19 protein-coding genes and 2 pseudogenes are annotated in these 18,453 nt (G+C 60.7%); 5 read left to right on the top strand and 16 right to left on the bottom strand.

The window, feature by feature from the left end:
* Positions 1–21 precede the first annotated feature (21 nt).
* The 6 genes from NKI25_RS19720 to NKI25_RS19695 form a co-directional block, all read right to left on the bottom strand.
* Positions 22–1,332, bottom strand: coding sequence for a TRAP transporter large permease (locus NKI25_RS19720; RefSeq protein WP_352620999.1), 1,311 nt, complete (start codon positions 1,330–1,332; stop codon positions 22–24).
* A gap of 3 nt (positions 1,333–1,335) precedes the next feature.
* A complete protein-coding gene (locus NKI25_RS19715; RefSeq protein WP_352451558.1) occupies positions 1,336–1,848 on the bottom strand; it encodes a TRAP transporter small permease in 513 nt (170 codons plus the stop codon).
* 57 nt (positions 1,849–1,905) lie between these two features.
* A complete protein-coding gene (dctP, locus tag NKI25_RS19710; RefSeq protein WP_352782136.1) occupies positions 1,906–2,883 on the bottom strand; it encodes a TRAP transporter substrate-binding protein DctP in 978 nt (325 codons plus the stop codon).
* Positions 2,884–2,974: 91 nt separating this feature from the next.
* Positions 2,975–3,520 carry a flavin reductase family protein gene (locus tag NKI25_RS19705; RefSeq protein WP_352782138.1) on the bottom strand — a complete coding sequence of 182 codons (546 nt, stop codon included), beginning with the start codon at positions 3,518–3,520 and terminating at the stop codon, positions 2,975–2,977.
* Positions 3,520–4,614, bottom strand: coding sequence for an LLM class flavin-dependent oxidoreductase (locus NKI25_RS19700; RefSeq protein WP_352455311.1), 1,095 nt, complete (start codon positions 4,612–4,614; stop codon positions 3,520–3,522). Before NKI25_RS19700 ends, NKI25_RS19705 begins: the two co-directional genes overlap by 1 nt.
* A complete protein-coding gene (locus NKI25_RS19695) occupies positions 4,614–5,330 on the bottom strand; it encodes a GntR family transcriptional regulator (RefSeq protein ID WP_352614955.1) in 717 nt (238 codons plus the stop codon). Before NKI25_RS19695 ends, NKI25_RS19700 begins: the two co-directional genes overlap by 1 nt.
* A 447-nt stretch (positions 5,331–5,777) precedes the next feature.
* Between NKI25_RS19695 and NKI25_RS19690 the strand changes: the two genes are divergently transcribed.
* Positions 5,778–6,044 (top strand): hypothetical protein, encoded by a 267-nt coding sequence (locus NKI25_RS19690; RefSeq protein WP_352743931.1) that lies wholly within the window; start codon positions 5,778–5,780, stop codon positions 6,042–6,044.
* Positions 6,045–6,087: 43 nt separating this feature from the next.
* On the opposite strand, the gene NKI25_RS19685 is transcribed toward NKI25_RS19690, so the two are convergent.
* The 5 genes from NKI25_RS19685 to NKI25_RS19665 all read right to left on the bottom strand — a co-directional run bounded on the left by NKI25_RS19685 (position 6,088) and on the right by NKI25_RS19665 (position 7,613).
* A complete protein-coding gene (locus NKI25_RS19685; protein ID WP_352590409.1) occupies positions 6,088–6,306 on the bottom strand; it encodes a hypothetical protein in 219 nt (72 codons plus the stop codon).
* A 3-nt stretch (positions 6,307–6,309) separates the two neighbouring features.
* Complete coding sequence (locus NKI25_RS19680; protein WP_031193315.1) at positions 6,310–6,489, bottom strand: hypothetical protein; 180 nt, start codon at positions 6,487–6,489, stop codon at positions 6,310–6,312.
* Positions 6,490–6,616: 127 nt separating this feature from the next.
* Positions 6,617–6,775, bottom strand: coding sequence for a hypothetical protein (locus NKI25_RS19675; protein ID WP_023676108.1), 159 nt, complete (start codon positions 6,773–6,775; stop codon positions 6,617–6,619).
* Positions 6,776–6,922: 147 nt separating this feature from the next.
* A complete protein-coding gene (locus NKI25_RS19670; RefSeq protein WP_502897406.1) occupies positions 6,923–7,381 on the bottom strand; it encodes a GFA family protein in 459 nt (152 codons plus the stop codon).
* Positions 7,382–7,394: 13 nt separating this feature from the next.
* Complete coding sequence (locus tag NKI25_RS19665) at positions 7,395–7,613, bottom strand: hypothetical protein (RefSeq protein ID WP_254818791.1); 219 nt, start codon at positions 7,611–7,613, stop codon at positions 7,395–7,397.
* A 147-nt stretch (positions 7,614–7,760) separates the two neighbouring features.
* Here NKI25_RS19665 and NKI25_RS19660 point away from each other — a divergent pair.
* Positions 7,761–10,062 (top strand): annotated as a pseudogene (locus NKI25_RS19660) (FdhF/YdeP family oxidoreductase).
* A 67-nt stretch (positions 10,063–10,129) separates the two neighbouring features.
* Here the strand turns inward: NKI25_RS19660 and NKI25_RS19655 are convergent.
* Together NKI25_RS19655 and NKI25_RS19650 are read right to left on the bottom strand one after the other, a co-directional pair.
* Positions 10,130–10,471, bottom strand: coding sequence for a response regulator (locus NKI25_RS19655; protein WP_352590412.1), 342 nt, complete (start codon positions 10,469–10,471; stop codon positions 10,130–10,132).
* Between the two features lie 14 nt (positions 10,472–10,485).
* Entirely contained in the window at positions 10,486–12,264 is a 1,779-nt protein-coding gene (locus tag NKI25_RS19650; protein WP_352782143.1) for a chemotaxis protein CheB, read from the bottom strand.
* A gap of 335 nt (positions 12,265–12,599) precedes the next feature.
* Between NKI25_RS19650 and NKI25_RS19645 the strand changes: the two genes are divergently transcribed.
* Both NKI25_RS19645 and tnpC read left to right on the top strand, forming a co-directional pair.
* Entirely contained in the window at positions 12,600–13,196 is a 597-nt protein-coding gene (locus NKI25_RS19645) for a response regulator (protein WP_036238319.1), read from the top strand.
* Positions 13,197–13,312: 116 nt separating this feature from the next.
* A pseudogene (tnpC, locus tag NKI25_RS19640) lies at positions 13,313–14,019 on the top strand (IS66 family transposase); the annotation flags it as partial.
* Positions 14,020–14,136: 117 nt separating this feature from the next.
* On the opposite strand, the gene NKI25_RS19635 reads toward tnpC, so the two are convergent.
* From NKI25_RS19635 to NKI25_RS19625, 3 genes are all read right to left on the bottom strand, one after another.
* Complete coding sequence (locus NKI25_RS19635) at positions 14,137–14,970, bottom strand: SDR family NAD(P)-dependent oxidoreductase (RefSeq protein ID WP_352590416.1); 834 nt, start codon at positions 14,968–14,970, stop codon at positions 14,137–14,139.
* A 68-nt stretch (positions 14,971–15,038) separates the two neighbouring features.
* On the bottom strand, positions 15,039–15,761 hold the full coding sequence (locus tag NKI25_RS19630; RefSeq protein ID WP_352590419.1) for an SDR family oxidoreductase: 723 nt from the start codon (positions 15,759–15,761) through the stop codon (positions 15,039–15,041).
* A gap of 142 nt (positions 15,762–15,903) precedes the next feature.
* A complete protein-coding gene (locus NKI25_RS19625; protein ID WP_352999173.1) occupies positions 15,904–16,929 on the bottom strand; it encodes an aldo/keto reductase in 1,026 nt (341 codons plus the stop codon).
* 328 nt (positions 16,930–17,257) lie between these two features.
* Here NKI25_RS19625 and NKI25_RS19620 point away from each other — a divergent pair, with 328 nt between their 5' ends.
* Positions 17,258–18,154 carry a LysR family transcriptional regulator gene (locus NKI25_RS19620; protein WP_352620985.1) on the top strand — a complete coding sequence of 299 codons (897 nt, stop codon included), beginning with the start codon at positions 17,258–17,260 and terminating at the stop codon, positions 18,152–18,154.
* Positions 18,155–18,453 lie beyond the last annotated feature (299 nt).

The raw sequence follows: 18,453 nt of genomic DNA, 5'->3' as shown, positions 1-18,453 counted from the left end.
CACCTGCTGGATCGAGTTCGACTAGATCAAATTCGGAAGAAAGAGAGCGATCTGCGGAAAGAGGACAATCAGCAGGATCAGCAGAAGCGTCAGCGCGATGTAAGGCGCCGCAGCCATGGCAACCGTCTTGAGCGATGTGCCTTTCGGCGCAACGCCGATCATGATGAACAGCAGCAGACCAAACGGCGGCGTGGTGAAGCCGACCTCATAGGCGAGCAGCAGGATCAGCCCGAACCATACCGGCTCGTAGCCGAATTGCTGGGCGATCGGCAGGAAGATCGGCAGCGTGATCAGCATCATCGAGACCTGATCCATGAACATGCCGAGCAGCAGGATGACGAGCACCATCATGAGCAGCATGGGATACGGTCCAAGATCGTAGCCCACGATGAACTGGATAAAGCCGTTGGAGGCGCCGGAGAAGGCGAATATCTGCGAGAACGTCGTCGAAGCCGAGATGATCAGGAAGGTCATGCCGGTGACCTTCATCGCATCATCCAGCGACTTCCAGACAACCGACCAGCTGAACCGTCGGTAGACAAACAACAAGGCGAAGACGGCGGCACAGCCGAGTCCGGCCGATTCCGTCGGCGTCGCTATCCCAAGGATGATCGTGCCGACCACCATGAACACGATGACGCTCATCGGAATGATGTTGACGGCAACCGCCCTCACCTTCTCGGCCGCGGGAACGGCGGGTACCGGATAGTGCGGAGCGGCGTCCGGATCGATCTTTGTCTGCGCGAAGATCAGCGCCGCGTACATGACAACGAGCAGCAGTCCGGGCAGAGCCCCCGCTATGAGCAGCGCGCCGACGTCGATCTGGGCAAGCGAGCCGAGCAAGACGGCCAGCGAGGATGGCGGGATGATGACGGCAAGGCTTCCGGCGCCAAGCACCGGGCCGTAGGCCATATGCGGCTTGTAGCCTCGCTTCAGCATCTCGGGCACCATCAGCGAGCCCATCATGCCGGTATTGGCAAGGCTGGAACCTGACAGCGCCGAAAAGATCGTGCCGGCGGCGAGGACGACATAGGCGAGGCGTCCGCGCAGATTGCCGACGCACAGGTCGAGCGCGTAGATGACTTTCTCGCCGAGGCCGGAGCGGAAGAACAGGCTGCCCATGACGAGAAACATCGGCAGCGGAGCAAGCGCATAGGTCGAGACAGCGTCGGAGAAGTTGGCGACCATCTGCGTCACGCCGATCGAACCGCCGAAGAACAGGTACAGCCCGATCACATTGGTGACGAAGAACGCGAAGGCGACCGGCAGCCCAAGCCCCATCAACACCAGGATGGTGCCAACGAGCACGGCGAATGGAAACAGCCAGGCCACCGGTCAGAGCCCTTCCATTTCCAGCGGATCGAGCGTGTACAGCGTGTCACGGCCGAGCAGATATCTGAGCCATTCCAGCGCCGAGAGATAGAAGGCGAGCATGATGGGCAGAAAGACCAGCCATTTCGGCATATCGAAACTGCGCGTTTCGTATTCGCCGCCCGCAACGGCACTTGTCAGCGAAGACAGAGCGACGCTGCCGAGGTAGAGGCTGACGGCAATGCAGGCGAGATAGACCAGCTTTTCAAGCACCGCCCGTGCCCGCACCGGCAGCGCCTGGCGCAGGAACTCGACGAAGACATGGCCCTTGCTGTGGACCAGCCAGGGCATCGGCAGAAATGCCGCATAGAGCAGACCGTATTCCGTTGCGGACACCGCCCAGGCAAGCGGCCTCAGGCCGAGATTGCGGACGCACACATCAGCAACCACCGCGACGATGATGAGGCCAAGCACCACTTTTGCCGCCGCCGCCAACGCAAGGCTCAGCTTCCCGATCGCTGCAAACAATCCGTCCATTTCCGACGACCCTCATGTCCACCTTGATGAAGGGCGCACCAGCACCCTCGGCTCGGGCTACTGGAAGAATTTCTTCAACTGATCGATGTTGGTGGGATCGCGTTTGGCCATTCTCGCCCAGCTCGCCTGCGTGGCAGCCGCCAGGAATTTGTCGCGGCCGGCGCCGGTCAAGCTGATCACCTTCTGCCCGCCGCCGATCATTGCCTGTGCCTGCTTTTCGGACTCGGCGAGATTGGCGTCATAGCTCACGCGCTCGTATTCGACGGCCGTGTCGGCAAGCAGCTTCTGCGCCTCGGGCGACAGCGTGTCCCATTTGGCCTTGTTGATCGAGATCAGCACATCGGTTTTGAAGAATTGCGGGTCGACACGGTATTTGGTGAATTTGTCCCAGCCGAACGACGCATAGCCAAATACGGTATACGCGTTGGCATTGACGACGCCGCGCTCGAGCGAGGTGTAGACATCCCCCGGCGCCTGCACGATCACCGTCGCGCCTAGCGATTCGAGGAAATCGCGATAGAGCGGCGAGGAACGGATTTTCAGGCCGCCCCAGTCGATGCTGCCTTCGCTGTTGAGCTTGGGTTCGTCGACGGTGAAGACATTGAAGCCCGAGCCCGCGTCGACATGCGCCAGCAGATGGGCATTGGCCTTCTTCTCGAAAATTCCGTTGATGAAATCCCAGCCGCCATTGTCGCGAACCTCCCAGGGCGTCTTCGTCGATGCGGAGAAAACCTCGCCTTCGGGCACGAGTTCGAGGAACTGCCCTGCCGGTGTGTCGATCACGTCGATCAGGCCGCTCCTGAGCGCCGCGCCCTGCTGGATCGGCGGAATGACCTCCGGCCCGCCACGGACGTTGATCTGGACCACGCCCTTGCCCTTTTCGTTCACTTCCTGAACGAACTTCAGGAAGCTCTGGGCGTAGCCGTTCTGCGTCGGTGTAAAATGCACGGCGTTGAGGACGACCTCTTCGGCCGCGGCGATACCCGCCACACCCGACATGAGTGCAGCCAGAACAAGGGATTTCCAAATGCGCATTGCCATACTCCCTTTGATAGTTCGTCCATGAACCGGCCCATGATCGGGCCGATCTGAAATTGCGATCGCTGCGCCGCCACGCGAACGGCGGTTAGTTGACATCATCTCCTACTGTCAGGAACCGCCCATGCGCGTAGAAGACCGGCGATCGGTCAGCGCGATCCAGCGCAACGCCCGAGACGATGCCGATGACGATCATGTGCGACGCCCGCACAATGATTTCGGCCACCCGGCATTCGAACATTGCCCGCGCGCCGACAAGCAAGGGCGCGCCGGTTTCGCCACGCACCCATGATCCGGACGAGAACCGCGCGGCGCCCTTGGCTTTGGTCATGCCGCCAAAGGCACGCACAACGTTCTCCTGGTCGCCGGCGGGAAGATTGACCGAAAACGGCAAGTCTTCGCGAATGGCCGAGGCAAAGGTGCTGCCGCGGTTGACGCAGGCCAGCAGCGACGGCGGCTCGGCGCTGAACGAGCAGAGGGCCGTCGCCGTGATGCCGCAAAAACCGATCTCGTCATGTTCCGACGCGAGGATGGCGACCGAGCCCGCCACGGCCCGCATCGCCTGCTTGAAGGCGCGCGGATTGATGGCGTCGTGCCCATGCACCCACGGGGTCGGAATGGCGGCCGCCGGCATCAATTGACTCGAAGCCCGGCCTGGCGCATCAGCGGCAGCACGCGGTCGCAGAAGAAGGGCAATTCGTAGGTGTAGTTGACGAATGTAAGGGCGGCGCCGGAATAGCCCTGGTCCATGATCTCAGTGAGATCGTCGACGATCTTTTCCGGCGTGCCGATGAGCGGGAACGTTCCGGCACCGCCGGCGAACCTTTGTCGATATTCGGTGAAAGCCTTCGCATCGTGCGAGTTCGCGAATTCCTTCTTCTTGCGCATGTGCTCGTCGACCGCACCCTCGTCCGCGCATTCCAGCGCGTAGTGCCGGTAGTAGTCCTCGGCTTCCTGCTGGGTCTCCCGGCAGACGACGTGACAGACCGTATAGACGCCGACTTCGCGCCCGACTTCGGCCGCGCGGTTGGTAATGTCGACCACATGCGCACGGCCGTCGGCGATTTCGGAAAAAGTCGAAAACAAATAGTCACAGTGGCGCGCTGCGTAGTTGCGCCCCGGCGCGCCGAAGGCGGCGTTCATGGTCACCGGTCGCGGCGCCTGCAGGCTTGGCGGCCGGCTGACGACACCCTTCAGATCATAGAACTCGCCGCTGAAGTCGAACGGCTCCCTCGATTGATAGGCACGCACGATGATGTTGATCCATTCCTCGGCCTGATCGTAGGTCCGCTCGCCGACCGTCTGCCCGAACATGGCGAACTCGTCCGGGTTCCAGCCGCAGACGATGTTCAAGCCGGCCCGCCCGTTGGAGATGTGGTCGACCGTCGCCAGCGCTTTTGCAGCCTGCAGCGGATGAACCAGCGGCACATGCACCGTCATGAACAGGCCGATGTTCTCGGTGGCGACAGCAAGGCCCGCCGCCCAGGTGAAAGTCTCGAACGACCATTCCCGTACATGCGTCAGACCGCCGAAGCCGCGCCAGCGGGCGATCGGCAGCAGAAACTCGAGGCCGGCGCGATCGGCGATACAGGCGGAGTTGAGGTTGTCTTCCCAGCGGGCACGCCAGCGCTCGGGAACGGTGGTCATTGCCAGGCCGCCATCGGCATTCATTGAAAAGACGCCGAGCTTGAACCTGTTCGGCCCTTTCAGCGGGTGCTGCTTCCTGATCATGCTTTCCCCCGCCGCGACATGCCCTCACCTTCACCGTTGGAGTTTTGAAACGGTGGGCTAAGCTTCATGAAACGCTCCTCGGCGTTCTGAATGAAGTGGGTCATGCGGTCGTAAGCGGCGACGGCGTCGCGCTTGACGAATGCCTCATAGATTGCGCGCATGCCGGCAACGATAACGGCCTGCGTCGGCTGGTGCGACAGCGTCCTTAAGCGGACGACGAGCACGTGGTCGGCGAACCTTGCAATGGTTTGTGAAAGGCGCTCGTTCTCGACGGCGCCGAGCCAACAATTTCTGAATGCCGAATTGGCCTGGAAAAAGCGGTCGGCATCGCCGGCGGCGGCCGCAGCCTCGGCCTCCCGAAGCGCGGCTGCCAGGGTCTTGAGGCCAGCGGCGTCAAGTGTCCGAGCAGCGTGCGCGGCGGCACGCGGCTCGAGCAAGCGGCGGACCTCGAAGATGTCGGCGACATCCGTCGCGGTAAGCGTGGGCAGGGTGAAGCCGCGTGTGGTGCCGACGAGATAGCCCTCATGCACCAACTGCATCAAGGCGTCGCGAACAGGCATTCTGGAAATACCGAGCTGGGCGGCAATATCGACGTCGACGAGCTTCTGGCCAGGCGCCAATTCGCCATGCTGTATCGTCAGCCGGATTTGTTGATAGACCTGGGCACGCAGATTGCCATCGCCAACCCGTTTGAGCTCTATCGTTTCCGTCATCCACGCCTTCCCATGCGAAGATTTCGTATATCGTTTGAGGCTGTGTTCTCGCGGTCGTGCCGTTTGAAATTCAGCCACGTGTTGGCAGAAATCGACCTGTCAGCCATGTTCCCGGCTCAAGTGGAGCATAGGCTGGATCACCTGGCAAGATGTTTTAAGTTTATAATGTATACTGTTTGAGTTCACTGTCCGGAGGGCAATGGATCGCGCCATCCGTGCTGCCGCGTCGCGCGACGGCGGGGACAGCTAACGATCCGCGCGGTTCAGTAAAAAACGTACAGACGTTTTTCCGTGACACATCGAAGTTGACGGATTTAACTAAAATTACTTGCGATCTGCGCGCGCCGGCACGCCCACCCCGATCCCCTCGCCGGTACGCATTACTGGATCGCCCGCCGTATCGAAAGGTGCGGCGGGCTTTTCGTTTCGTTTGGCGGGGAGGCGCTTATGCGAGACTTGCCCAGGAATATCGACGCCGACGTCGTGATCGAAATCAGCAAGCTGCTCGACGACCGGGCGAAGTCCGTGCCAGTGCCGGTGCACAAGCTGGCGGCGATGATCCGGCTGGGCGTCGAGACCCGTCTGACCAATCACTCCATCGAAGAGCTGATCGTTGAGATGGCCGCGACGCGGGGGCTTCCGATGTTGTTCGATTTGCCGGTGGCAAATGTCGACAATGTCGTGCCGTTCGCCTCGGCGCGGCGTCCCCGCTGACACTTCGCTCGAACCCCACCGATCGTCACGTCGCCGCCCGATTTTACTTGCCCTGATGCGCGGGCCGAGTGTCGCCTTTCTTTTCGGGGTCGTGGGTATGGTGGCTGTCGCGTTCGCCGCCGCCGCCGGAGACCTTGCTGTGGCTGCGACGGTCGGAGTCGGCCGGCGGCTTTTCGACGCTCAGCGGCTTCTTGGCGTTTTCGTGCGCGGCGCCGGGACCGCCCTGGCGGATGCTGGCAGGTGTCTTCTTCGACGTGGACATGACCTAGCGATCCTGGACGTTGCCTTGATGGGTGGTGTTGACCTTCGTATTGCCTTGCTGGCCCTGCTTGTCGGGATCCGGCACGGTCGATTGCGGCGCCTGGTCGGCTGCTACCGATTTTTTGTCACCGGCGCCTTTTGGGCTCAGATTCTTCGGCGGCACAGGCGGAGGTTTTGTGCTCATGGCGTTTCTCCTTCCGCCATCCAAACAAGCGGGTCGGGAGAAAAGTTCCCGATGGCCCGGTCCGAACAGCAATTGCCGCGAACAGCCGGGCCCGCAGGCCGTGGCTTGGGGCCGGCGGGATCCAGGATTATTTCTTGATGATGTTTCCGTTGTTCAGATCGAAGGCCTGGGCACCGAACGCCTGCCTGAAGAAATCCTCCTGCAGATCGCCCCATTCGCCGAGATAGGCGCCGCAATTGCTGCAATGGATCGGCGTCGAATCCTTCGGGTTGTCGGGAATCTCCATCAGGATCGTCCCGCACGCCTTGCAATCGAGCTTGTCATCCAAACGGCGGCCCATTGGCACATGATCGCGCGTTTTCGGCCGCGCGCCAATTGTCGTTTTCGTACGAGGCTGCGAACGGTACTTTTCCACCTGCAGGCGGGCAGTAGGCTATCGGTCTGCCGGATTTCCGAACGCCGGATCTCGCCGCCTCGAATACGTCCCCACCCGCGGCAGCTCGTCTGGAAAGTCGACCCAGGGAAGCCTCATGTCCCAATATGCGTGAGCCTGCGGCGGAAACCGTTCGGGATGATCGAGGAAGCCGATCGCCAGATAGAGTTCGTCGGGCAGGCCCTGGTCGACATAGCCGATCGATGTTCCGCAATCCGCACAGAAGGACCGAAGCACGCCTGGGGTTTTCGAAAAGGTCTTCGGCGTGCCGGTGAGCAACGAGAATTCGGAAGGCCGATAACCGACCCACACCGTTAGTGGGCTTCCTATCGCCTTGCGGCAGTCGTCATCGTGATCGGAGCAAATCCAGAAAGGCTCGCCGCGCATCTCCGCCGTTATGGCGCCGCAAAAACAGGACCCCGTTTCAGTTCGTGGTATTGCCTTGCTGCTGGATTTCATTGCTGGCCTTACGTCATTGCTGGCCTGGCATTTCGGTATTTTCCTTGGGGTTCTTTTTGATGCCGGCGGCAGGCGAGGTGTCGGCTGGAGCATTGCCACCCTGGTTCTGCTCAGGGGCTCTTTTGAGCGGCGAGGTTTGCCAGCCCATATCGCCGTACAAAAAGCCTATGAGAAAGCCGACGATAATAATGGCCGAAATCACCATCGCAATTAACGCGTTACGTCGCTCCATTTCGCGCGGCTCCTTTCTTCGAGCCGAACAAACGATGGCGGAAATGGTTCCGGCGAGACGGACCGGCGTGACGGTACGGACCCAGCCCGGAACATTCAGCCTCACCGCGGGGTTCGTATGAGTGCTCTTCTACAGGGAGTGGCTTGCATGAAACCCGCCGTAACCGATCGCATCCAAACCAAGAAATACGACCACCCGACAGGCGGCTGGGGATCGCTCAAATCCCTGGTCCGCAAGGCGCGCGGCGAAGGCCTGCTATTGTCCGGGATATGGAGCACGCTGCTCAAGCAGAACAAGGCCGACGGCTATATGTGCGTGTCTTGCTCATGGGCAAAGCCAGCCCAGCCGAGACCGTTCGAATTCTGTGAAAACGGTGCCAAGGCGACGATGTGGGACCAGACCAAGCTGCGCTGCGAAACCGCTTTCTTCGCCGAGCATTCGGTGACGGAACTGCTCGATTGGCCGGACCACGATCTGGAGAAGCAGGGCAGGCTTACCGAGCCCATGCGCTACAATGCCGCCACCGACCGTTACGAGCCGGTCTCCTGGGACGATGCGTTCCGCGACATAGCTGCCGAACTGCGGCGGCTCGATCCCAAATCGGTAGTGTTCTACACGTCTGGCCGCGCCTCGCTCGAGGCCTCGTTCATGTACCAGCTTTTTGCACGAATCTATGGGTCTTCGAACCTGCCCGATTCGTCCAACATGTGTCATGAATCGACCTCGGTCGGCTTGCCGGAATCGATCGGCTCCCCGGTCGGGACCGTGCAGCTCGAAGACTTTGCGAAATGCGACATGATGTTCTTCTTCGGGCACAACACCGGGGTGACGGCGCCGCGCCTGCTGCATCCGCTGCAAGAGGCACGTCAACGCAACGTGCCCGTCTTTACCTTCAATCCCTTGCCAGAGCGGGGACTGAAACGCTTCAAGAACCCGCAAAACCCTGTCGACATGCTGTCGCCCGGGCCTGGCACCAAAATGTCCAGCGACTTCTTCCAGGTTCGTTCGGGCGGCGATATCGCCGCGATGACGGGTATCGCCAAGGCCTTGCTGGCGCTCGACGATGCCGCCCGCGAAAGCGGCAGGACGCGTGTCCTCGACCCGGCTTTCATCGCCGAGCACACGCATGGCTTCGCCGAATTCGAAGCCTTCCTGCGCAAAACCCAGTGGAGCGATATCGTCGCGCGATCCGGCATTGCGCAGACCGACCTGGAGCATGTCGCCGAGGTCTACAGCCATGCCAACGCGGTGATCGGCAATTACGGCATGGGCTTGACCCAGCATCGGCACGGCACCGAGAACGTCCAGATGCTGTGCAACCTTTTCATGCTGCGCGGCAATATCGGAAAACCCGGCGCCGGCATTTCGCCGCTGCGCGGCCATTCCAATGTCCAGGGGCAGCGCACCGTCGGCATATCGGAAAAGCCCGAGCTCGTCCCGCTCGACAAGTTCGCCGAATTCTACGCCTTTGAACCGCCGCGCGAGAAAGGTCTCGATACGGTCGAGACGTGCGAAGGCGTCATCGACGGATCGGTCAAGGGCTTCGTCGGGCTCGGCGGCAATTTCGTGCGGGCCGTGCCGGAAACCGGCCTGGTCGAGAAAGCCTGGCGTGGGCTCGACCTGCATGTCGAGATCGCGACCAAGCTCAACCGGAGTCACCTGATCGCCGGGCGGACAACCTATTTGCTGCCTTGCCTGTCACGGCTGGAAAGAGATCATCAGGCAAGCGGCGACCAAAGAGTGTCGATCGAGGATTCCACCGCCTGTATCCACGGCTCGTTCGGATCGCGACCTCCGGCTTCGCCGAATCTGCTTTCCGAACCCAGGATCGTTGCCGAGCTTGCCAAGGCGACAGTGCCGGGCAGGAGTTCGATCCCATGGGACGAGTGGGTTGGGGATTATTCCCGCATCCGCGACGAAATCGAGCGCTGCTACCCCCAACACTTCCGCGACTTCAACGAGCGTTTCCTGACGCCCGGCGGCTTCCATCGCGACATCAAGGCGAGCAAGCGGGTGTGGGAGACGCCGAACAAGAAGGCCAACTTCAAGCTGCCAAGTGGCCTTGAAACCGATCCCGACATCGATGTCGCCGGCGATGATGTGCTGACACTGATCACGGTCCGCTCCAACGATCAGTTCAACACGACCGTCTACGGCTACAACGACCGGCTGCGCGGCATCAGCGGCACACGCATGGTGCTGTTGATGAGCGAGAAAGATATCCAGCGCCTCGGTTTGAGCGTGGGACAGGAGGTCGATCTCGAAGCCAACGCGCAGGACGGTGTGGAGCGCCGCGTGCACGGACTGCGCATCACGCCTTACTCGGTGCCGGAGGGAAATTGTGCCGGTTATTTATCCCGAGCTCAACCCGCTGGTTCCTTTGTGGCACAGAGCCGAAAAGGCTCATGTTCCGGCGGTCAAATCGGTACCGGTGCGGATATTGCCATAGGCGTTTGTCGTTCGCGGCAGGCACGCACCACGCCGATGTGACCTGGCGCGACTTTCAAATCGCGACCTCAGCCGGCTCGTGCGAGTTCATCCACGGCATTCAGGATCGCACTCTGGCTCGCCGGCTTCTGCACGATCCTGCAAGCGCGGAACCCGGCCGGAATTTCGCGTTCGCCAAAGCCGGAGAGGAAGGCGAACGGAACACCACGCGTCCGCAACGCTTCCGCAATGGGATAGCTGGTTTCGTCGTTCAACTGGATATCCAGTAACGCCGCGTCGACGCCGCCTTCGCCAATGAGCCGGAGTGCCGCCGTCACCGACGAAACAGGTCCAGCCACCTGATGGCCGGCTTTGCGCAGGTAAGCCGCCGCATCGTCGGCGATCAGCCATTCATCCTCGACGATCAGCACACGCACCTTTCCGCTCACGACGATTCCTCGCGGGTCAGAGGGAATGCGATTTCCGCCTCCAAACCATTTGAGCGGAAACTTGTTTCAACTTTTCCGCCCAGCCTATAGCCGATTTCTCCGCGCAGAAGGGTAAGGCCGAAGCCGCTGTCGGTTGGCTCCTTGATGCGGGGGCCGCCCTTCTCGCGCCAGACGAGCTTGAAGGTTCCATCCACCACCGACCATTTCACAATTATCCGCCCGGCAGGCTTCGACAGTGCGCCATATTTGGCGGCATTGGTCGCCAGTTCATGGATTGCCATGCCGAACGAAAGCCCCTGTACAGGCTTGAGGCTTACCCGCTTGCCATCGAGCTCGAACCGTTCGGCCCCGAAGGCTTCGAGTTCCTGGTGCAGCAGTTCCTCGACGGAGGCTTCCGTCCAGCTCTCGCGCGAGAGCAGACTATAGGCTCGTGACATTGCATGCAGGCGCCCGATCAAGGCTTCGGCGAACTCCTCTTTCGACGCCGAGTATTCGCGCGTCCGGTTGGTGATGCTGGCGACGACCGCCAGCATGTTCTTGACGCGATGGTTCAGCTCCGAGATGAGCACCTGCTGACGCTCTTCCGCCTGCGCCAGCGTCGTCACGTCGATCATGGTCACGACCACGCCTTGGATGCTGCCGCCTTTGTCCCGGTAAGGGTTGATGCGAACCAGATAGAACCGGCCCTTGTCGTCGCGCGCAAGGTGATGGTTCAGGGTCTCTCCCGTCTCGAACACCGCCTGGATGTGCCGCTTCAACTCGGGGTAGTCGAGCTGGCTCGAAAGATCGGTCAGCGGTCGGCCGACATCGGACGGACGCAAGTTGAAGAACGATGACGCGGCGGGAGTAAAGGTCCGCACCACAAGGTTGCGGTCGAGGAAGATGGTGGCGATTTCCGTGCTTTCGAACAAGTTTCTGAGATCGCTGTTGGCGCGATCGAGTTCCTCTATCTTGCCGGTCAGCTCCGCGTTGATGGTGTTTAGCTCTTCGTTGAGCGACTGCATTTCCTCCTTCGAGGCCTCAAGCTCATTGGTCGACTGTGCCTCTTCATTGACGGAGAACGTCTTCGTCTTTAAGCTGGAAAAGTCGTGACCGGAATGGCCGCGCAGAGTGGGGTCGATTTCATCGGCGGCCCGATCCATGTCAGCCTTGTGCTCGCCACCCCCCTCGGCCAGCCCGTTCAGCACATTGAAGCCGCGGCCAAACGCCTGAAGCTTTGCGCCGATCTCCTCGGCGGGCGCTGCGATATCGATCAGGCCGCTCGAAATCGCGCTTTGCGGCATGTCCGGGTTGCGCGCGCCGGAACCGTCGGAGGCTTGGGCAATCGTCAGTCCGCCATGTTCCTTGATCGCCCGGGCGCCCAGCGTGCCGTCCGAATCGCCCCCCGACAGGATGATGCCTATGGCGTACTCCCCTTGGTCCTCGGCCAGTGCACGGAAGAAGATGTCGATCGGTTTGCGCTCGCGGTTAAGCGTGTTCGGCCGGCGCAGCGAAAGCGCGCCCTTACGGATGGTGAGGACGACGTTTTGCGGCATCACATAGACTTGGTCGGGTTGGACCGCCATGCCCTCCTCGGCGACGATGACCGGCATGCCGGTGTAACGTGCGATAACGTCATGCAGCAGGCTTTCGCGCTCTGGGCTCAGATTAGTGACGACGACGAACGCCATGCCGGTGCCGCCGGTCAGCCCTTTGAACAGGCCCTCCATCGCGGGAATGCCGCCGGCCGATGCGCCGACGCCGACAATGGGAAATCTTCCGTTCTGGAACACCATGCCACGCCTCGGTAACAGCCGCGGCTGCGAAACCGCCAAATCGGACCTCAGACTAATGCATGTCGCGCAAAAGTGTGCAGCGGTTTTGCGATAACGAGATGAATAAAAACAACAGCCTAAAGCGCGTCGCATGAGGCCGGCAAAACGCGACGTGCTTTAGGGACCGGACCGAGCCTCATGCCAGTAAATAGTCCTCGAACGGAACAAAGCACCGCCGGTGGGCATTAACATCCGGTTTTCGAGGCGGTTCCAATGGCAAAACGACCACCTGAGATAAAGCCAGCAAAATGTCCGCGCCGACAGCCGTGACTCCCGCAGAAAGAAGGAACAATGAGGTGCGCGACCTGCAAGGCTTGCATATCCTGATCGTCGAGGACGAATGGATGCTGGCGGGCGATCTTGCACGTTATTTCAGCAAGATGGGCGCCGTCGTGCTTGGCCCCGTGGCGACAGTCGAACAGGCGTCGAAGCATACCGATGAGGCGGAAGCCGCAATCCTGGACGTCAATCTCAACGGAAGACGGGTATTCCCGATCGCGGACGAACTGATGCGCCGCGGCGTGCCGTTCGTGTTTTTCAGCGGCGACGAAGACATCGTTATTCCTGAGCGCCTTCGGTATGCCAGCAGCCTCAGAAAATCCTCGGACGGCCAGGCTGTTTTCGATGCTCTCTTCCCCTCCGAGCCCAAAGCATCAAGCGGAAATCTGGCGACCGAGCCGTCAGACGACGTATTTTCCCTGCTGCCTAAGCTCAGGCTCGCAGCGCGTCTGCTGCTGGGAGACGTTGACGCTTCCGACCGGCTGGTCGAGCGGACGCTCGAGCAGGCGATCGGCGAGATCGACAGGAGACGATCCGGTTCCTCCACTGAGGACTGGCTTAACGGCATCATGCGAAACATCGTCAAGGCACGCGGAGCAAACCTGCTGCACTGACCATGCCCGCCGGCAACTAGTATCTCTGCACATGGATTATGACTCTTTGGCGGTTGGCTTTGGATAGGCCTTGGCCAATTTGAGGCGCGCCTGTTCGGTTGAGAACATCCAGTTGCGGCGGTGCTCCGCCTGGTGTGGCCTTCACCTACGCTCGGGGCATTCATGCCGAACGGATATTGCAGGGCTTCTCCGGCATCCTGCAGGTCGATGGCTATGCCGGATACAACAGACTGATCGCACCTGACCGTGTCGGCTCGGACATCCGGCTTGCCTATTGTTGGGCACACGCTCGCCGCAAGCTGGTGGAGATAACCCGCAACGGAGCAGCACCTATCGCCGAAGAGGGCGTCAAGCGGATCAGCGAACTGGATCGGATCGAGGCCGAACTGCGTGGCCTTGATCCGGAGGCTCGCCTCGCCGGACGACAGGAACGATCAACGCCACTGGTCACCGACATGCAGACCTGGCTCGTCCATCACCGCGCCCGTGTCGCGACCAAGTCTCCACTCGGCGAGGCCTTGGCGTACATCGCCAAATATTGGGATGGTTTGAAGCTCTTCCTGACCGACGGCCGCATCGAGATCGACAACAACAGCGTCGAGCGAACCATCCGGCCGATGCCCTCAATCGCAAGAATGCACTCTTTGCGGGGCACGACGCTGGAGCCGAGAACTGGGCCACCATCGCATCGCTCATCGAGACCTGCAAACTCAACGCCGTCGATTCGCAGGCCTACCTGACCAATACGCTCACCGCCATCGTCAACGGTCACAAGCAGAGCCGGATCGATGAGCTGCTGCCTTGGGCTTACAAGGGGAAGTAATGTGGCCCCGAAGACTACAGTCGGCCCAAAGCGGACTTCGGAAGGTACGCAGATAGAGGATCGGCGAATGCCCCAAAGCCCGCACGCAGGGTGTGGACTCAGGGCGTTCCAGCGTCCTCAGTCTATGGCGAGAGAACTCGACAGTTCTCGGTACGCTTCGATCTGCTGCTGCAAGAGAGCAATCTTCTGCTCCGCCACCTGGATAGCGTCAGAGCCAGCGAGGAAGCGCCGTGGCAGTTCGTCCTGCTCAGCGAGCGTGATTAGAGCGCGTGCCAGCTTAGCGGGGTCACCGCCCTGCTTGCCGTGCTGGGACGTCCAGAAGGCAATCTGTGCCGTGCGTCGCTCGTGATAATCTTCGATCGCGATTTCCGCGTAACTAGTGGACTCCTCGGTCAGAAGCTCCGTGCGGAAAAAGCCTGGGTTGACGATCATCGTCTCGACGCCGAACGGACCGACTTCAGTCTGCAGCGCTTCCATCCAGCCATCGAGGCCAAACTTCGAAGCAGAGTAGGCTGTGCAGAATTCAAAGCCCATCAGACCTGCCGTCGAGGAGATCGAGACGATCTGGCCGGAGCGCTGCTTGCGCATGACCGGAAGGAACGCCCGCGTCACTATCATCGGACCGTCAAGGCTCGTGCTTAGCTGCAACTGCATCTGCTTGGGAGACAGTTCCTCGAAATACCCGGCGTAGAAGCTGGCCGCGTTGTTGACCAGCACGTCGATCCGTCCGAACCGCTCAAGGGTCGCCTGCGCGGCGGCGTCGGCGTCAGCGGCCTTGGTGACATCGAGTTTCACGACAAGAAGGTCGTCGGAAGCACCTAGAGCGTTCGCCACCTTGTCTGGATTACGGCCAGTCGCGACCACCTTGTGGCCGGCTGCCAGGGCCGCCTTGGCAATGTCCAGGCCGAGGCCACGTCCTGCCCCGGTGATGAACCACACTTTGTTACTCATCTCATGTGTCCTTTCATGTTGTCAGCCCTTCACCGATCTTGCGGCGCATGGGGCTGCAAGACAGTTGTTCACATCGCCTGCACGGTCGGGCGGACCAGGATCCCGTTGAGGGACGTCCGCTTCGGCCGGCTGAGAGCAAAGGCTATGATTTCGGCGATGTCTTGAGCCGGAATTGCAACGTTGTCGCGGTAGTCCTGAGCAGACTTTTTGCTTTCCTCGTGTGTGATGTGGTCGGATAATTCTGTCGCCACCGCACCAGGCTCGATGACTATCACGCGGATGTCTGGCTGGAGTTCGACGCGAAGCGCCTCGGACCAGCCGTTGATCCCCCATTTGGTTGCCGAATAGGCAGCGAACCCGGCTGGAGCTACGCGACCTGCCACAGAAGAGATGTTCACCAGATCTCCCTTCTTGGCGCGGAGTTGGTCAAGGAAAACCTCAGTCACAGTCATGGCACCCAGGAGATTGGTTTCGACCATCTGCCGATGCTCGGATCGCTTGTCCGATCCAAACGGCGCTGTGAGCATCACGCCTGCGTTGTTGACTAGAACATCGGCGCCGCCGAACTCCTGGACGCGCGCGGCGGCTCCAGCGATGGAGTCCCGGTCGGTCACGTCAGCCTGGATCGCGATAGCGCCTTCGCCGAGTTCGTCTGCGAGTGCCGCGACACGCTCGAGGCGCCGCCCTAGAAGGGCTACGCGATATCCTTCTGAAAGAAGCTCACGTGCCAGCGCCTCACCGATTCCGGAGGATGCACCAGTGATTACAGCGACCCGATTGTTGTTATTCATGGCAGTCTCCTTCGTTGTGCTCTCTGGCTGGCCCTACCGATCCGGAAAGACCGGAGCGAGGACCACAGAGGTGGCAGCGCCTCGGACAAGAAGCGCCGCAGGTACCCGGCTAGACTTCAGCCCGTCGGTTCTTGTGGGTTGGTCACCTGACCGGTGACATGCCGGTTCCGCCCTTGGAACTCGTTCCAAGTTTTGCGCCGGTATCGATCATCGCGAGCAGTGGTGGGCTGAGACGCGCGCCCTGGACCGTGATCCGGGCAAAGCCGTCATCGATCTCCTTGACATCGGCCGCACTCAACTGGACCTGCAGCGCGTCCATGTTCTGGTCCATCTGATCCTCCGTTATCGGGCCGGGAATGGGCACGATCCACGGCTTACGGGCGAGCAACCAGGCAAGGGCGACCTGGCCGGGCGCAGCCTGATGACGTGCGCCTACGCGCTGTAGCAGTTCGACCACCGGCCAGTTGGCGCGGCGGGCTTCAGGCGTGAAGCGCGGCAGGTTGGCCCGTAGGTCGGCAGGGCCATGCACGAACATGGGGGTGACTGTACCGGTCAGGTATCCCATGCCGAGCGGGCTCCATGGCACGAACCCGATGCCAAGCTCCTCGCAGGTCGCCAGAACCTCCACCTCCGGATCGCGGGTCCAGACAGAGTATTCATTCTGCACCGCCGTGACTGGCTGCACTTTGTGGGCGCGGCGGATGGTCGCTTCGCCTGCAGCGGACAGGCCGAAGTGGCGGACCTTGCCTTCACGGACCAATTCCTGCACCGCTCCGGCCACGTCTTCGACGGGCACGGTCGGATCGACACGGTGTTGGTATTGAAGATCAATGTAGTCCGTCTTCAAGCGGCGGAGCTGTTGCTCGGTCACCCGCTTGATATTGTCAGGGCGGCTGTTGACGCCTGTGACCTGGCCTTCGGGCGTGATGTCGAAGCCGAACTTGGTCGCGATGATCACCTGGTCGCGGATCGGCGAAAGCGCCTCGCCAACAATATCCTCGCCCAGGAAGGGTCCATAGACTTCAGCGACGTCGAAAAAGGTCACGCCCCGGTCATGCGCCGCCCGGATGATCCGCACGGCCTCCTGCCTGTTCGTGGGCGGGCTGTACATCCCGGCAAAGTTTTGGCAGCCCATCCCCATGGCAGAGACTTCCAGCGAGCCGAGCATGCGACGCTGAAGGTTCGATGACCTTGCACCTGTGGCTGCGGCACCCGATGTTGCCGTTTGAGCTCTCGACTCGGAAAGAGGCAGCAGCGACGCTGCGGCGATGCCTAGCCCAGCGGCGAACAATTTACGGCGGCTTGGCATCTCGGGAGCGCCTGTTTCGAAATCGTCTGCATAGTTCTTCATGGTGCTGCACCTCCACTGGGTTTGATCAACCTCCGAAACACATCAGCGTTTGCGGCTGTGTCTTCGTAAGTGAGCGCAGAATACGATGGCCGTTCCTTTCAAAAAATGGCATTCGGGTTGATGCGACATTAACCAGAGGTTCATAATGGACAAGGATCAGCTTGATGGGCTTGTGGCGTTTGCGCTTGTCGCCGAGAAGCGGAACTTCACGGCGGCGGCAGAAGCACTCAGGGTTTCGCCGCCTGCGATAAGCAAGATGATCAGACACCTCGAAACTCGCCTGGGCGTCACCCTGCTTACAAGAACGACACGAGCTACGAGCTTGACCGAAGCCGGGGAGAAATTCCTGCAACAGGCGGGACCGGCGCTGGATGCGATCCTTTCCGCTATGAAGGACGCGGGAAGCGCAGCGGACAAGCCTGCCGGTCGTCTGCGCTTGAATGTCCCGCAGACCGTCTATCCGAACTTCCTTAGGCCGCTGATCGCGACCTTTATCGAAAAGTACCCGGATGTGACGGTTGAGATCTTCTTCGAGAACGCGGCCACCAACATATTCGAGCGCGGGTTTGATGCAGGAATACGGGTGTCAGACATCCTTGCCAAAGATGTCGTGGCGCTCAAACTCTTCGGTCCCATCCGATGGGTTGTGGCTGCTGCACCGGCCTACCTTGACAAGCATGGGCACCCTGAACATCCAAAAGACCTGTTGGCCCATCCTTGCATCTGCGCGGGAGCTGGCAATCGTGTGTACGATCGATGGGAGTTCGAGACCGACGGCAAGGAATTTGAGGTTCAGGTAAAGGGGCCGCTGATCCTCAATGATGTTCTGCTGGCGATCGATGCGGCCGTCGACGGCTTGGGGGTCGTTTACAGCCCTGAAGAAGCGATCAGCGACAAGTTGACGAGCGGCAAGCTCGAAGTCGTTCTGGACCACTTCACCGGGACAAGCTCGGGTGTGTACCTCTACTACCCGCAGCGGTCTCAAGTTCACCCCAAACTGCGGGCCTTCATCGAACATCTCAAAGGCCTGGAGAAGAGGTAGCGCGAGCTTCCTATTGGACGCAGCTTTCGCTTCCCACAGAACCGCTGTCAACGCGAAGAATATTGACGGCCTTCGTCACCTTGGTGCTGCGGATCGCAATCCAACAACGTCCGCTGTTGTGATGGGTTTCGGATGCCGGCCGTCTACTGAGATGGCGTGGCTCGAGGCCGGCGTCCGGAAGCCTCCAGGGAAGGAACCGCGGGGTGGAGATTTCGGTTTTGCGGCTATGGGGATTTGACGGTTCGGCTTGGTCCGTTGTGACCGCACCGATGGGCTTGGTGGGTGGGCAGGCGTAGCTC

Source organism: Mesorhizobium sp. M0808, assembly GCF_040320025.1.
GTDB lineage: Bacteria > Pseudomonadota > Alphaproteobacteria > Rhizobiales > Rhizobiaceae > Mesorhizobium.
This window is presented reverse-complemented; position numbering and strand designations above follow the sequence as displayed.